Consider the following 15,255-nt stretch of genomic DNA (forward strand, 5'->3'; position numbering starts at 1 on the left):
TACTTTGCTGATGCGGGGCCTCTCGGCTGAGGGGCCCAAAACGGAGAGTGGACACGGGCTTAGATTTCCGACAGGCTGACTGCTCGCTTGTTTTTCAAGGAAACAAAGGTGCGATAGATAATGCCGATTACCAGCAAACCAAGCAGCGGGGACAGGCCATCCCGGCTCATGCTGAACAGAATACGCGATACGGCAGTCTGGGCCGCCAGCACAGCAGAGAAGCCCCAGCAAACAGCCGTTGCCAGCTGGCAGGCTACTTTCAGGGATGTCCCGCCTACGGCTGCGGCGACAATATAAAAGGCATTGTCCTTGTCAGCCTGCAGGCTACCGATAGCCGACCATGCCATACCAGCAGTCCAGGTTTGGAGTACATACAGCGCCCACATCAGAAACAGCACAATCACCATGGCCTTGCCGACTTGATTCTTTTGCCCGAGATTTTCTGCTGTCAGCGTGCTGATGGCAGCAAATCCTAGGAAGCTCAGTGCGGCCAACGACACAGCACTCATCACGATCGTCGGAGAGAAAGTTTGTGGGTTGTAGAATGGGATGGTAGCCATAAATGCCCATCGGGGCGATTGGCATCATGTAAATCATGCCGTACAAGATCAGATCGCAGGCTGCTTGACTCTAAAAGCTGCAGCATGAACTTCCAACAATAATAAATTGTGCTCCCCGTTGTCGGGGAGTGATAGAGAACTCTGCTACGCAGCTTCGCCTCTATCACGGCGCCGACGACTTTTCACCGTTCCTCGAACTGGAATAGCAGTCGGGCCGCCCCATTTCGCGTCAAGATAGATCGGGGATTAGTTATAGACGTCAAACCCGAAGTACTTGTTTTCAATTTTCTGGTAAGTGCCGTCTTTGTGAATGTCGGCGATGGCCTTATTGATCTTTTGGCGCAGATCCTGGTCTTCTTTGCGCAAGCCGATGGCCGCGCCAACGCCCAGCGTTTGGGTGTCGTTCAGCGCCGGGCCGACAAAGGCGTAATCGTGGCCGCGTGGCGTTTTCAGGAAGCCCATGTCCGCTTGTACCGCATCCTGCAGCGCGGCATCCAGACGGCCGGATTGCAGATCCTGATACACCAGATCCTGGTTCTGGTAGGGCACCACCGTCACATTGCTGGGCTCCCAGTACTTCTTGGCGTAGGCTTCTTGCGTCGAACCTTGTTCTACCCCGATCCGTTTGCCCTTGAGCGATGCGAGCGTAGCCAGGGCGGCACCCTTGCGGGCGATGAGCCGTGTCGGGGTATGGTAGATCTTGTCGGAAAAGGCGATCTGCTGCTGGCGCTTTTCGGTCACGCTCATCGAGGACAGGATGGCGTCGAATTTCTTGGCCTTGAGCGCCGGAATGATGCCGTCCCAGGCGTTTTCCACCCATTCGCACCGGGCCTTGAGCTTGGTGCAGATGGCGTTGCCGATATCGATGTCGAACCCAACTAGCTTGCCGTCGGGAGCCTTCGATTCGAACGGGGCATAACTGGGGTCGATACCAAAGCGGATGACCGTCCAATCCTTGGCATAAACACTGCCGGCAGCAAGGGCCAGGGTTAGGGCAACTGTAAGTTTCTTCATGGTTTTCTCCGTAGACGTGGTGGTTCTTCTTGTGCTGCAAGGGGGCCAGCCCGCTGCGTGCTGAGCAGCCAGGAACTGGCATGGGAAAACATCAGGGGCTCAGCCTGGATGCGGGGACTGCTCCAGGAAGCGCTCGACCAGGCGTGCCCAATAAGCGGCGCCGATCGGCAGATTCCGGTCATTGAAGTCGTAATTGGGGTTATGCACCATGCAGCCGTCTTCGCCGACACCATTGCCGATGCGCAAGAAGCTGCCGGGTCGAGCCTGCAGCATGTAAGCGAAATCCTCGCTGCCCATCAGTTGGTCGGTATGCGGCACCACCTGATCCTCTCCAACCAACTCTTGCGCCACCTGGATTGCCATTTCGGTTTCACGGTCGGAGTTGATCACCACCGGGTAGCCCATGCGGTAGTCGATTTCCGCCGTTGCGCCGTAGCTGGCCGCTTGTTGCTGCACCAGGTCGGTGATCCGTCTTTTGAGCAGATCACGCACGTCCTGGCTGAATGAGCGCACGCTCAATTCCAGCCTGGCGCTCCCCGGAATGACATTGTTGGCGGAACCTGCCTGCAATACGCCTACCGTCACCACCGCAGGCTGTCCCGGCATCACGTTGCGTGCCACGATGGTTTGCAAGCCCATCACAATGCTGGATGCCACCACCACCGGGTCTACCGCCAGATGCGGCCGCGCGGCATGCCCGCCGGTACCGTGGATGGTGATGTAGACGTTGTCCCCCGCCGCCAGGAAGGGCCCCTTGCGGAACAGGAAGGTCCCCACCGGCGCGCCAGGGTGGTTGTGTACGCCAAATACGGCATCGCAGGGAAAGCGCTCGAACAGGCCATCCTTGATCATGCGCTGCGCGCCGCTATCGATGCCGTGCTCTTCCGCCGGCTGGAAGTAAAGGTGTACGGTGCCGGAAAAATGGCGCGTTTCGGCCAGGTACTTCGCGGCCCCCAGCAGCATGCTGGTATGGCCGTCGTGACCGCACGCATGCATCTTGCCGTGGTGGCGGCTGGCATAGGGCAAGCCGGTTTGTTCGTGGATGGGCAGCGCGTCCATGTCGGCCCGGATACCGATGCTGCGCTTGCTTTCTCCCACTGTCAGCGAACCCACCACCCCGGTGTGGCCGACCCCCGTGGTGACCTCATAACCCCACTGCTGTAGTTTCTGCGCAACGAGCGAAGCCGTTTTCTGTTCTTCATAGGCCAGTTCCGGGTGCTGGTGGATGTGCTGGCGAATCGTGCGCAGCTCCTCCGCCATGCTGGCGAGATCGCCGACTTCGCAGTAACGCTTGGCTTTGTCCATTTGCTTGCGCCTTCCATAGATGCAGCCCGCGGCATGGGCCTGTAGGGGGATCAGGGGCCGCCGGATTCGGCGGGGGTGGTGTCACAATAAGGTTTGCTTCGTGTTCTGAAAAGATGTAATTTTTTTGAAAATGATCAGGTTTTCTTATCATTAAGGAGAGGTATGAAACTGCAGCAGCTACAGGTATTTGTCGCCGTCGCCGAAGAGAAAAGCCTGCGCGCCGCAGCCCGTCGGCTTGACCTGACCCAGCCCGCCGTGACCCGTACCGTGCAGGAGCTGGAAAGTGATCTGGGGGTAGTGTTGATGACGCGGAGCGTGCAGGGGATCGAACTCACGCCCTATGGCACGGCCCTGAAAACCCGTGCCCTGCAATTGCTGGAAGATGCACGCCGTGCGCGTGAAGAGCTGAATCAACTCAAGGGGGAGAGGCGCGGAAAAGTCACCGTCAGCGCCACTTCAACGATTGCCATGACAATCCTGCCGCAGGCCGTCGAGCGTTTTCAGGAGGCAGCACCTGAGGCTGAGCTGACTTTCCTGGAAGTACGTTTCCCCGAAGCCAGCCAGAAGCTGCGTGACGGAACGATCGATTTCGTCGTCACGCACGTTTTGCCCGAAATGCTCTCTGAAGATCTGATCAGCCTGCCGCTGTTCTCGGTCGATTTCGTGGTGATGGCGCGTGAGGGGCACCCCCTGGCGCACGCCAGCAGCCTGGCCGAACTCGCCGGCGCGCAATGGGCCAACACGGTTTCATCCGGTGGGTTCCAGAATAGCGTGATGGAAACCGCATTCCAGAGAGAAGGGCTGTCGTTGCCGCGGCGCCCGATCCAGTGCGCGTCATTCGCCATCGCGCTGGGTCTGGTTTCCGGCACCGATACGCTGGTGCTGTTCTCCCGGCTCTTGGCCCATCGCGTTGCCGGCCTGGGGCTATGTCAAATTCCGCTGCAGCAGTCGCTGCCGGCGCTGGAGATGGGCATAGTCATGCGCAAGGACCTCCTGCTTACACCGGTTGCCGAATATTTTGTCCGCTGCCTGCGTGCTGCAGCAGAAGCACTAACGCCAGAAAATTTGCGCTCGCACGTGTCGTAACACGGCTGGAATGGGCCGGGTGCGGGATTCCCAAGTCTGATTGGGATCGCCGGAAAATAGAAGCGTAAGAACCGCTTTCCGGATGCTGACCGTTACCCCATCTTTTCACGCCAGAGCTGAGCACTACGGACTCACAACCTAGGCTGCTTAGTGCTTAACCCTCTGTCCATGGGGAGCGGGACAGGCCAGTTTATCGTGGTTGCCGTAATGGATTCATCGGGACGGCGTGTGTTTGGGAACACGAACCGCCGGTGGCCAGTGAATTTGTGCAGTTCTCGCAACAATGCTACTGCCTGTGTTGACAGCGGAACGAAGCGAACTGTCATAAACGAGACGAGGGGGCGGCACGGTTGGCCGGCATGTAGCGAACTTAAGCGAACCGGGAGAAACTGCTGTGCCCGCTATCGGTCATAAGCAGCATTTAGGTTTATCCTTTTGAATTGCAGGGGAATTTCTAGAGCCCCAGTCGTTTGATACCTGCTTGTATACCCGCTATTTATTTTGCTGGGGTACTGAGCCAAAGTTGAGACACCTCTGATCATTCCCGATTCGCTTGTTGGAGAGGGGGCCAGCTGCTGATTAGACGCTCCGATCGGCCTTCCCAAGTTGTCGCGCCATCGGTATTGGCCCGATTACCGCCAGCCAGCTGTCGGTCACCGCCGGCAATGCCAGGGGCTGACTTTGCGGCCTCGCTGGGACGGGTGCCGCGCTGGCGCTCAACCGGGGGCGAGTCCAAGCTCTTGGGCGTTTTCAGCCCTCACCAAGGAAGCCCATTGCCTCCGCGCGAATGAGTGCCAGTGTCTGGCGCACAAAGACCAGTTGCGCGGCGGCATCGTCGATTTCCTGCTGCAATCTCGCGGGCAGATCGTGCTCCGGTAGTGGGGTCTCGCTCATTTCGCGCCAGGGAATCCACGGGTTCGGGCCTTCGTTATCGTGGCGAAATGGCGGGGCGTAGTAGTCCACTTCTTCTTCCAGACCATAGGCACGGACTTGCGGCTGCTTGTCGCCGAGGCAGAGCAGACGGGTGAGCAGGGCGCGAAACGGCAGCCCCCCGTGGCCGGAGCGGCAGGCCAGGTGGCCATTGCCGGTGGCCTCGGCCACAATGCGGGCGTCTTTGATGTGCACTTCGGTAACGTGGGCGGCCATGGCGTCCAGCGCCGCCAGCGGGGCTTCATTGGCGTTGATCATGTTGGCGAAGTCGAACAGGATCGACAGTTGCGGCCAATCGCTGCCAGCCACCAGCGCGACCAGCTCGTGGCTGGTCAGGTCCTCGTGCTGCTCAATGGTGAAGCGCAAGCCGCTGTCGCTGTAGCGTGCCTTCATGGACTGGATATCTGCTGCCACCCGGCCTAATACATCGTGCAGATGGCCTTCGTAACGCGGATAAAAGCGCACAGAGCGGGCGCCCGTATGACGGGCGATACGCACGGCCTCGTCAATGGCCACGGCGTCGGAGGCGCTGGTTTCGATATGCAGTTCCAGCCCCAGCGCGGCGGCCCGGGCGCCAAATCCCTGCAACTCTTCCGGGCCGGCATGGCACAAGGCGGCGGCTTCGCCATCCAGCACGTGGATCTTCACGCCGGCCAGCTGCTGCCGGTGCGCGATATCCAGCAGATCGGCAGGCAGGATTCTGCCGCAGCGCATATTGAGGTGATAGGCGTAGGCATGAAGGAATAGCGGGATAGTGTCGATGCGTTGTACCACCTTGGCGGCGTTGGCCGTGGTTAACATGCGGTGTTCTCCGTGAAAGGGTGTCGGTTCATGACTGGGGCGCCTGCTGTTCCAGAATCGGATAGGCCGTGGCGCAGATGTGCGAATGGATGCGTTTCAGATCGCGCAGCACATCCAGGTGCAGCGAGCTGGACAGAATGCTTTCCGGGCGGCCATCGCGCAGGCGCAGCAAGTGGTTGTCAGCGCCTTCGCGCTCCAGGTCGCGCACGATGACCTTGTCGTCCAGGATGCGCTCGGCGGTTTTTACGCAGCTGGAGACAAACGCCGCCTGGGCACGCTGGAAACTTTCCAGGACCTGCTCGTGCAGTGCCTGTAGTTCGGTGGTGCCTTCGGCAGAAAAGCACAGCTTGCCCTTGATCTTCTTGCTGGCCAGCTCCATCAGGTTTTTGTCCACGATGTCGCCGATATGCTCCATATTGATGATGAAGGACATGATCGACATGGCGCGGCGCGCATCGGCCGGCTCCAGCCCTTCTCGCGTGACCGCGGTAACGTACAGCTTGATCGCCTCGTGCAGGCTGTCCACCGCATCGTCTCGGCGCATTACCTCGTTGACCAGGCGACGATCGCCTTGCAGCAGGGCCGGTAGGCTGCGGCGTAGCATGTCGCCCACGACATCGCCCATGTGCAGGGCTTCGCGCGTGGCACAGGCCAGCGCCAGCGATGGCGAGGCGATGGCTGACGGGTCCAGATAGCGTGGGGCATCGGGGCTTTCTGCTTCGCGGTTGTCTGGCAGCAGCCGTTCCAAGGCGGCGGCCAACGGGTCCAACAGGCCGATGAACAGCAGGGCAATCGCCAGGTTCAGCAGCGTGTGCACGTGGGCGATCAGCTGGGCACCATCGGTGCTGCTCGCGTGCAGCAGCGATGCCAGCACGGAGACAAACGGCAACAGCAGCAGGCAGACGCCGCCGCGCAGCAGCAGATTGCCGGTGGGCAGGCGCTTGCGCAGGTTGTCCTCGCTCTTGGCTCCCTCGATATACGGGTTCAGCGCGCTGCCGATATTGGCCCCCAGCACCATCGACAAGGCGGTGTCCAGCGCCATGGCATGGCTGCCGGACAGCGACATCACCAGCAGCACTACCGGTGTGCTGGAGTGCGCCGCCCAGGTCAGCACGGCGGCGATGGCGGCGGTGAGCAGGGGTTGGCCGGACAGTACCGCCAGAATGCTGCGCACGGCCGGGGCGCTTTCCGCCTGGCGCATGGTGCCGACCAGCAGCGCCAGCGCCAGCAGCATCAGGCCAAGGCCGATCAGGGCGCGACCAACGTTGCCGTGTTGCGAGCCCTTGCCGCGTTCGAACAGGGCCATGCCGATGACCAGACAGGCGGGCGACAGCCAGCTCAGGTCCAGCGAGAACGCCTGCACGATCAGCGTAGAGCCGACATTGGCGCCCAGCATGATGGCCAGTCCGGTGACGGGCGTCATCAGCTTACGGCCGGCAAAGGCCGAGGCGATCAGGCCGGTGGCGGTGCTGCTTTGCAGTACCGCGGTCACCCCCATGCCGGCAAAAAACGCCTTGAAACGGTTGCCGAGGCTGCCGGCCATCACGTGACGCAGCCCGGCGCCCCAGGCGCGCATGATGCCCGATTCCACCATGTGCAGGCCCCAGGTCAGCAGGGCGACACCGCCGGCAAGATGCAATAACACTGTAAACATGCTTACCTCGCTTACGCCTTGCCGGCGCTGCGATGATCCCGCTGCTGCGGGACCGGGTTCAGGCCTGCTGCGCCGCGTGCTGCCAGCACAGGACTTGCCAGCCGCGCTCGCCGGCAATGCGGCGCAGGGTGGCGTCGGGGTTGATGGCATGGCGATGGGCGACGGCTTCCAGCAGCGGCACGTCATTCAGCGAGTCACTGTAGCCATAGCTGTCGTGCAGCGATTCGCCCTCGTCATGCAGCCATTGATGCAAGCGGGTTACCTTGCCTTCGCGATAGCTCAGCACTCCGTGGGTATCGCCGCTGTAACAGCCATCGTGGGTTGCCAGCTGGATACCGATCGAATCCGCCACGCCCAGCCGGTGCGCGATGGCGCTGACCAGGTGCTCACCGGTGGCGGAGATCACCAGCAGCCGGTCCTGGCGGGCGCGGTGCCACTCCAGCTGGCGTAGCGCCTGCGGAAAAATGCGCGGCAGGATGATGTGCTCGACGAAGGGCGCCAGCCAGCCCTGCACGGTGTCCAGGCCGAGGCCGCGCAGCGGGATCAGCGCAAAGCGCATGTACTCGTGCATGTCCACCCGGCCATCGCGGTAGGCCTGCAGCAGCTCGGCTTCGCGCGGCAGCATCTCGGCGGGCGCCAGACCGCGCTCCACCAGGTAGTGCAGCCAGAGATTGGCACTGTCGCCATCCACCAGGGTGTCGTCCATATCGAAGATTCCCAGTGCCATCTCAGTGCACCTCCCGCATTTGTTGTTGATCGATCATCAGGTTTACCTCGGTGCCGGCGGCCAGCAGGTCTTCGGCGCGGCGGTTCAACTGGTCTACCTGCAGGGTGATGCCGTGGGCCTGCACCTGATAGCGGATGACGTTGCCCAGTAGCTGGTGCTGGCGGATGGTGGCCGGCAGCGGCGCGCTCAGGTGCGCCGGGTAGGCCTGCCCCGGGGTGAAGATCTGGATGGCTTCCGGGCGGATCGCCAGATGGCCGCGGGTTTCCAGCTGCAGCAGGCGGCTGGCTTCGGTGGGTGTCAGCAGGTTGTAGCTGCCCATGAAGCGCGCCACGAACTCGGTGGCCGGGCGGGTGTAGATCATTTCGGCCGAGCCTTCCTGCACGATGCGCCCCTGATCCATGACAAAGATGCGGTCGGACATGGTCAGGGCTTCTTCCTGATCGTGGGTGACAAAGACCGTGGTCAGGCCCAGTCGTTGCTGGATGTCGCGGATTTGCTCCCGCAGCGATTTGCGGATGCGGGCGTCCAGCGCCGACAGGGGTTCATCCAGCAGCAGGATGCGCGGCTCCACCACCAGCGCGCGCGCCAGTGCCACGCGCTGACGCTGTCCGCCGGACAGTTCGTGCGGATAGTGCTGTTCCTTGCCGCCCAGTGCCACCAGGCGGATCACGTCGGCTACCTTGCGCGCAATCTCGCTGCCCGGCTGCTTTTGCAGCTTCAGGCCGAAGGCAATGTTCTGTTCCACGCTCATGTTGGGGAACAGCGCATAGCTCTGGAACACCATGCCGATGCCGCGTTTTTGCGGCGCCGCGCGGGTGATGTCCTCGCCGTCGACGCGGATACAGCCCGCGTCGATGTCGGTCAGGCCGGCCAGGCTGCGCAGCAGCGTGGATTTGCCGCAGCCGCTGGGGCCCAGCAGGGTGACGAATTCCCCTTTCCGTAGCGAGAAATGGATGTCCTGGAAAATGGTGGCGTTGCCATATTTCTTGGCCAGGCCGCTAGCTTCAACGTAACTCATGGCATGTCATCCTATTTGCTGAAACGGGCGGTCAGCCACGTCAGGAACAGTGTGAACAGGAAGTAGCTCATGACGATGGCACTGGTGAAGTGGCCGCTCGTCTGACGCATGTTGTAGAGGTAGACCTGCAGGGTTTCGTAGTGGGAACCGGCCAGCAGGTTGGCAAACACGAAGTCGCCCAGCAGGAAGGAAAACGCCAGGAACAGCGAGGCCATCAGCCCTTTGCGCAGGTTGGGCAGGATCACCCGCAAAAAGGCCACCGGGGTGCTGGCACCCAGCAAATGGGCGGCCTCCATCAGGTCGCGCACATTGATGCTGGCGAGACTGTTGGCCAGCGAGCGGTACATGAAGGGCAGGGCGATGGTGAAGTAGCAGCCCACCAGAATCCACGGCGTGCCGGTGATGTTCAGCGGGCCGTCGGCGTAGATGTTCAGCAGGCCGACCGAGGTCACCACCGGCGGTACCGCGAACGGAATCAGGATCAGCGCGTTCATCAGCTTGTCCAGGCCGGGAAAGCGGTAGAACACCACGAACACCGCCGGCACGATGATCAGCGTGGAGAGCAGCAGGGTGCCCAGGCACACCGCCAGCGAGCGCCCGAAGGCGGCCAGGAAGGCGCTGTCCTGCCACAGTTGCAGATACCAGCTCAGCGACAGGTCGTCCGGCAGGATGGTGGCGCCCCAGTGTTCGGACAGCGAATACAGCAGGGTGGCCAGCACCGGTACGGAGAGCAGCAGGATCAGCACGGCGACCACGCTGCGGTGATAGAGCTCAGCGCGCATGACGGGCTCCTTTCTTCAGCAACCACTGGTTGACGGCGGTGACCAGCAGCAACATCAGCATCAGCAATACCGACAGGGCGGCGGCCATGTTCGGCTCCAGGAAGATGTCGCCGGACACCAGGCTGGCAATGCGTACCGTGATCAGGTTGAAGTTGCCTTGCGTCAGGGCATAGGCGCTGGCGTAGGCGCCGATGGCATTGGCAAACAGCAGGATGAAGGTGCCCAGAATGGCGGGGGCCAGCACCGGCAGGCCCACGTAACGCCAGTACTGCCACAGCCGGGCGCCCAACAGCGAGGCCGCGGCCTGCCAGTCGTCATCCAGCGAATCGAAGGCCGGATACAGCAGCAGCACGCCCAGCGGAATCTGGAAATAGGTGTAGATCAGGATGACGCCGTTGCTGGAGTACAGGCGGAAGTCCTCGATCAGCCCCCACTGGCGCAGCAGCAGGGTCAGCGCGCCATTGGTGCCAACCAGAATGATAAAGGCGAAGGCGAGCGGGACGCCGGTGAGGTTGCTGGTCATATTGGTGATCGACACCACAAGCCGACGCAGCCGGCCGGGAACCCGGCGTAGGGAGGCCGCCCCCAGCAGCGAAATCACCAACCCGATCACGCTGGACCACACGGAGATGCGCAGGCTGTTGTCGAAGGCCTGGCGGTAAAACGGCGAGGACAGGATGTCGCCGTAGTTGGTCAGCGACAGGCCCTGATCGGTGTGCACGCTGTTGACCAGCACCCACGCCATCGGCGCCAGGCTGAACAGTATCAGCATGGCGAAAAAGGGCAGCAGCAACAGCGCCGCCGGCCAGTGCCGCAGCCGTGAGCGCGGCCGCACCGGCACGGCAGGCTTGCCAGCAAAGGGGAGCGAAGTGGTTTTCATGACAAAAGTAACTCCGGGTTACGCGGTTTGGTGTGGCGCAGGCCGGCGGCGAGGCGGCTCGGCCCGGTCGGTTGCGCACGGCTATACGGCCGCTTGCTGAAACGTTGGCCGAACACGGACCGTGGTGGCACCCGCCGCAGGCCGGGCCGGCGCCGTTGCGCCCGATGCCGCCATGCGCCGGCGCCGCCCTGCCGGGAATGCCTCCGTACCCATACCAGGCTGGCCTGGCTGGACGTGGCAGGCGCCCCTTACTGCATGTTCACCATGACCATTTCCTGCCACTGGCGCGGCAGCTTCTTGGTCGAGTCCTCCCAGGCGGCGAAGTCGCGGATCGGCTTGGCAACCTTGTACTGGCTGGCGGGCAGCAGCTTGGCCTGCACATCGGCCGGAATCGACACATTGCTGCGGATCGGTCGGGCATAGCCGCGCGCCAGGTTGACCTGGCCCGCATCGCTCAGCACGTATTCGCGCACCAGCTTGGCGGCGTTCGGGTGCTTGGCGTACTTGTTGATGATGGTGGTGTAACCGGTGGTGACCGAGCCGTCGGTGGGAATGCTCACCGTGAAGCGCTTGCTGTCGATGCGGTCGCGGTAGCTCAGCGAGGTGAAATCCCACAGGATGCCGACTTCAATCTCCCCCTTTTCCAGGTTGGCCAGGCTCGGGTCGATCAGCGACAGGCGTCCCTGCTTGGCCAGTTGGCCGAAGAACTCCAGCGCCGGCTTCAGGTTCTTCTCGTCGCCGCCACGGGCCAGCGCGGCGGCCAGCACGGCACTGTTGGCGCGGGCGGAAACCCCTACCGCACCCAGCGTGACCTTGTATTTGCCTTTCAGCAGGTCGGCCCAGGATTTGGGCGGCTCTTTCACCAACTGGTTGTTGGTGATGAAGGAAATGGTACCGGTATAGGCCAGTACCCAATGGCCGTCCTTGTCCTTGGCCCAGGAGGGAATGTCGTTCCACGTGCTGGGCTTGTACGGCTGGGTCAGCCCCTTTTGCAGCGCAACCGGGCCAAACGTATGGCCAACGTCGCCGATATCTGCCGTCGCGTTGGTCTTTTCGGCCTCGAACTTGGCCAGTTCTTCAGCCGAGCTCAGATCGGTATCGCGGTGACTCAGGCCATATTTCTGGGTAACCTGTGCCCAGGTGTCTTTCCAGTTGGCCCAGTCGTCGGGCATACCCACGCTGTAAACGGCGCCTTCTTTCTTGGCGGCCTGGGCCAGGACAGTGAGGCTCTCGGCATTGGCCTGTGCCAGGCAGAGGCAAAGCCCGCCGGATACGACGCTAACCAGCAAGTTGTTCATGTTTGCTCCTTTGGTCTAGTCCAGATTTGAACTGCAGGCAAACCTTAGTCCAGTGGCTTTCCGACTGTCAATCGTGCTGCATGCTGCCGGGCAGCAAAAATGCGACGTCGCAAGGATTGTGTTTTGCCAATTATTTGAATTTTAACGATATAAGTAAAAATTCGCCGTGTGGTTTTCTTTGCAGTCCTACCGGATGGGCAACACTGTCATTACCTTGACATGTCTTTGAGAAATCATGATTTCGTGATAGATTTGCCATTAATTTGAAATACTGGAGTAGTCCAATTGGCGACAATTGAGCGCAATACCACTCTGGCCGCCCAGATCAGGCAGTCGCTGGAGATGCAGATCGATAGCAAATTGCTGCAGCCGGGGGTCAAGCTGCCATCCGAGCGCGAGCTTTCCGAGTTGTTCGATACCACGCGCACGACGGTGAAGGAGGCCCTGCTGGCGATGGAGGCCGAAGGGCGCGTCTATTGCGAAGACCGCCGTGGCTGGTTCGTCGCCCCGCCCAGGCTGATCTACAACCCGCTGTACCGGTCTCCCTTCCACCAGATCGTTACCGAACAGAAGCGGCAACTGGAAACCCTGGTGCTGTCATCGCGCACCATCGTGGCAACGCCGACCCTGTGCCAGGAGCTGGCGTTGCCCACCCTGTCGCGGGTGAACGAAGTCACACGGCTGCGCAAGCTGGATGGTCGCGTAGTACTGCTGGCGCGGCATTACCTGAAACCGGAGCGCTTTCCCGGCATTCTGGAACATGACCTGAGCCAGTCGCTGACCACGCTTTACGAGCAGCAGTATGGGGTGCGCTATGGCCGCTCTCGCTTCGAGATCAACCCGACGGCCGCCTGGGGCGAGGTGGCGCAGGCACTGATGTTGACCGAGGGCAGCCCGATCTTGCTGATCTCCTGCGTCAACTACGACCAGCATGGCGAAATCATCGATTGCGACCATGAATACTGGCGCCACGACGCAGTACGCATTCTGGTGGATAGCCAGGAGCTGGAGCGGATGAAGGCAAACACCTTGCTGTGATGCATGACCGATTCAGCCCCTGCCGCCGATGGGCGTCGCGCCCTGCGGTTACGTTTAGGGTGTCCGGGGTGTTCCCACCGACACGACTGAAAACCGTCGGGTCAAGTTGGAAACTGCCGCCAGCGCCTTGTTGGCGAAGACGTGGCGGCAAGGGGGGGCGGCGGTTACGCTGCCGTCGTGTTACCTGTCGCATGGCGACGGGCAAACGCCTCGAACCACGGCAAGCTCTCCGGGTTGGCCATGGTGTCCGGGTTGGCCACTTTCTCGAGTGCTTGGCCGAGCAGCAGTTTCTTGATCGGCAGCTCCATCTTCTTGCCCGACAAGGTGCGAGGGATCGCATCGACCTGGAAGATGTCGTTGGGCACGTGCCGCGCCGACAAGGCGACCTTGATCCGGTCACGAATCAGGCTGGTCAATTCGGGTGTCAGCTCGATGCCGGGGCGCAGCACCACGAACAGTGGCATGTAGGATTCGCGACCCAGGTATTCCAGGTCCACCACCATGCTGTCCAGCACTTCCGGCAGGTCTTCCACCGCGCGGTACAGCTCGCTGGTGCCCATGCGGATGCCATGGCGGTTGATGGTGGCATCGGAGCGGCCGTAGATCACCGCGCCGCCGCGCGGGGTGATGCGCACCCAGTCGCCATGGCGCCAGATACCGGGGTAGACATCGAAATAGCTGTCGCGGTAGCGGACGTTGTCCTTGTCGTTCCAGAAACAGAGCGGCATCGACGGCATCGGCGCGGTACAGACCAGTTCCCCTACCTCGTCCAGCAGCGGCTGGCCGGCATCGTCGAAGGCCGCCACGCTGGCGCCGAGACAACGGCACTGGATTTCGCCGAGGTACACCGGCAGGGTCGGGGTGCCGGCGACGAAACAGCTGGCGAAGTCGGTGCCGCCCGACAGACTGTTGATCCAGACCGGGCCGACGTTGTCCAGCAGCCACTGATAGCCTTCCGGCGGCAGCGGCGAGCCGGTGGAACCGATGCCGCGCAACGGGCCGAGATCTGCCAGTTCCTTGGGGACCACCCCGGCCTTGAGGCAGGAGAGGTAAAAAGCGGCGCCGGCACCGAAGAAGGTGACGCGGGCATCGCTGGCGAAGCGCCACAGCGCGCCCAGGTCCGGGGTGCCGGGGTTGCCGTCGAACAGGCAGAGGGTGCTGCCGACCAGCAGGCCGCCCACCTGGATGTTCCACATGATCCAGCCGGTGCTGGAGTACCAGTGGAAGCGGTCGCCCGGCGCCAGGTCGAGGTGGAAGGCGCCGAACTTCAGATGCTCGATCAGCACGCCACCCTGCGAATGCACGATGGGCTTGGGCATGCCGGTGGTGCCGGAGGAGTACACCACCCACAGCGGGTGGTCGAACGGCACGTATTCCGGCTGCAGCGGCACGTTCCCGGCGGTGGCATCCTGCCAGCTCACGGCATTGGGCAGGCCGGCAAAGTTGGCCGCATGGCCCAGATTGGGCAGCAGCACCACGTGCTGGATGCTCGGCAGCTCGGCCACGATCGCCTGCAGCAGCGCGCTGCGGTCGTGCGCCTTGCCGCCGTAGCGGTAGCCGTCCACGGCGATGATGGCCTTGGGCTCGATCTGGCGGAAACGGTCGAGCACCGCGAGCTGGCCCATGTCCGGCGCGCAGGCCGACCAGATGGCGCCGATGCTGGCCACCGCCAGCAGGGCGACCACGGTTTCCGCAATATTCGGCATATAAGCCACCACGCGGTCCCCCCTGGCGATACCCATGCCGCGCAGGGTGGCGGCCAGGGCGGCGACCTGACGTTGCAGCTCGGCCCACGACAGCTCGCGATCTTCGCCGCTTTCGTTGCGGCTGATGATGGCGGGGTGGGTGTCGGTGGCGTGGCGGAACACCTGCTCGACGTAGTTGAGTTCGACGCCGGGAAACCACTCTGCATCCGGCATCTGCGCCACGGCGAGCGCCTTGCCGCGCGGTTGGCGCGAGGGTACGGCAAAGTAGTCCCACACCGCGCCCCAGAATGGGTCTAGATCAGACACCGACCATTGCCACAGGGCGTCGTAGTCATCGAACACGAGTCCGTGTTCGCGTTCCAGCCAGCTGCAGAAGGCGGTTAGCTGGGCGTCGCGGCGGGTCTGCGCCGAGGGCTGCCAGGCCATGATGGGGGCTTCCATGCTTGTTCTCCCGTA

Annotated in this window: 13 protein-coding genes and 1 pseudogene; 3 read left to right on the top strand and 11 right to left on the bottom strand. The window is 62.2% G+C overall.

The features are described 5' to 3' along the window. Positions 1 to 59: 59 nt before the first annotated feature. From NH8B_RS09555 to NH8B_RS09565, 3 genes are all read right to left on the bottom strand, one after another. Positions 60 to 560: an APC family permease gene (locus NH8B_RS09555; protein ID WP_014087131.1), complete on the bottom strand. Its 501-nt coding sequence runs from the start codon at positions 558 to 560 to the stop codon at positions 60 to 62. A gap of 246 nt (positions 561 to 806) precedes the next feature. Further along, positions 807 to 1,574 (bottom strand): ABC transporter substrate-binding protein, encoded by a 768-nt coding sequence (locus NH8B_RS09560; RefSeq protein WP_014087132.1) that lies wholly within the window; start codon positions 1,572 to 1,574, stop codon positions 807 to 809. 99 nt (positions 1,575 to 1,673) lie between these two features. After that, positions 1,674 to 2,879 carry a M20 aminoacylase family protein gene (locus NH8B_RS09565; RefSeq protein ID WP_014087133.1) on the bottom strand — a complete coding sequence of 402 codons (1,206 nt, stop codon included), beginning with the start codon at positions 2,877 to 2,879 and terminating at the stop codon, positions 1,674 to 1,676. 162 nt (positions 2,880 to 3,041) lie between these two features. Here NH8B_RS09565 and NH8B_RS09570 point away from each other — a divergent pair, with 162 nt between their 5' ends. Then, positions 3,042 to 3,965, top strand: coding sequence for a LysR family transcriptional regulator (locus NH8B_RS09570; RefSeq protein WP_014087134.1), 924 nt, complete (start codon positions 3,042 to 3,044; stop codon positions 3,963 to 3,965). 619 nt (positions 3,966 to 4,584) lie between these two features. Continuing rightward, a pseudogene (locus NH8B_RS20915) lies at positions 4,585 to 4,714 on the top strand (IS110 family transposase); the annotation flags it as partial. A gap of 1 nt (position 4,715) precedes the next feature. On the opposite strand, the gene NH8B_RS09575 reads toward NH8B_RS20915, so the two are convergent. The 7 genes from NH8B_RS09575 to NH8B_RS09605 all read right to left on the bottom strand — a co-directional run bounded on the left by NH8B_RS09575 (position 4,716) and on the right by NH8B_RS09605 (position 12,055). Continuing rightward, positions 4,716 to 5,696 (bottom strand): sugar phosphate isomerase/epimerase family protein, encoded by a 981-nt coding sequence (locus tag NH8B_RS09575; protein ID WP_014087135.1) that lies wholly within the window; start codon positions 5,694 to 5,696, stop codon positions 4,716 to 4,718. 28 nt (positions 5,697 to 5,724) lie between these two features. Then, entirely contained in the window at positions 5,725 to 7,350 is a 1,626-nt protein-coding gene (locus tag NH8B_RS09580) for a Na/Pi cotransporter family protein (RefSeq protein WP_014087136.1), read from the bottom strand. A gap of 58 nt (positions 7,351 to 7,408) precedes the next feature. Beyond that, positions 7,409 to 8,077, bottom strand: a complete 669-nt coding sequence (locus NH8B_RS09585) for an HAD family hydrolase (protein WP_014087137.1) — start codon at positions 8,075 to 8,077, stop codon at positions 7,409 to 7,411. Between the two features lies 1 nt (position 8,078). Continuing rightward, positions 8,079 to 9,095, bottom strand: coding sequence for an ABC transporter ATP-binding protein (locus tag NH8B_RS09590; protein WP_014087138.1), 1,017 nt, complete (start codon positions 9,093 to 9,095; stop codon positions 8,079 to 8,081). Between the two features lie 11 nt (positions 9,096 to 9,106). Next, positions 9,107 to 9,877: an ABC transporter permease gene (locus tag NH8B_RS09595; protein ID WP_014087139.1), complete on the bottom strand. Its 771-nt coding sequence runs from the start codon at positions 9,875 to 9,877 to the stop codon at positions 9,107 to 9,109. Next, entirely contained in the window at positions 9,867 to 10,757 is an 891-nt protein-coding gene (locus tag NH8B_RS09600) for an ABC transporter permease (RefSeq protein WP_014087140.1), read from the bottom strand. The genes NH8B_RS09595 and NH8B_RS09600 overlap by 11 nt, the downstream gene beginning before the upstream one ends. 248 nt (positions 10,758 to 11,005) lie before the next feature. Further along, positions 11,006 to 12,055 carry an ABC transporter substrate-binding protein gene (locus NH8B_RS09605; RefSeq protein ID WP_014087141.1) on the bottom strand — a complete coding sequence of 350 codons (1,050 nt, stop codon included), beginning with the start codon at positions 12,053 to 12,055 and terminating at the stop codon, positions 11,006 to 11,008. A 285-nt stretch (positions 12,056 to 12,340) separates the two neighbouring features. Here NH8B_RS09605 and NH8B_RS09610 point away from each other — a divergent pair, with 285 nt between their 5' ends. Next, a complete protein-coding gene (locus tag NH8B_RS09610; protein ID WP_008954147.1) occupies positions 12,341 to 13,093 on the top strand; it encodes a UTRA domain-containing protein in 753 nt (250 codons plus the stop codon). A 164-nt stretch (positions 13,094 to 13,257) separates the two neighbouring features. Here the strand turns inward: NH8B_RS09610 and NH8B_RS09615 are convergent, their stop codons facing one another. Beyond that, the gene (locus NH8B_RS09615; RefSeq protein ID WP_014087142.1) at positions 13,258 to 15,240 is read right to left on the bottom strand and encodes an acetoacetate--CoA ligase; all 1,983 of its coding nucleotides are present in this window, start codon (positions 15,238 to 15,240) and stop codon (positions 13,258 to 13,260) included. Between the last annotated feature and the right edge of the window lie 15 nt (positions 15,241 to 15,255).

It is taken from the genome of Pseudogulbenkiania sp. NH8B (assembly GCF_000283535.1).
Taxonomy (GTDB): Bacteria; Pseudomonadota; Gammaproteobacteria; order Burkholderiales; family Chromobacteriaceae; genus Pseudogulbenkiania; species Pseudogulbenkiania ferrooxidans.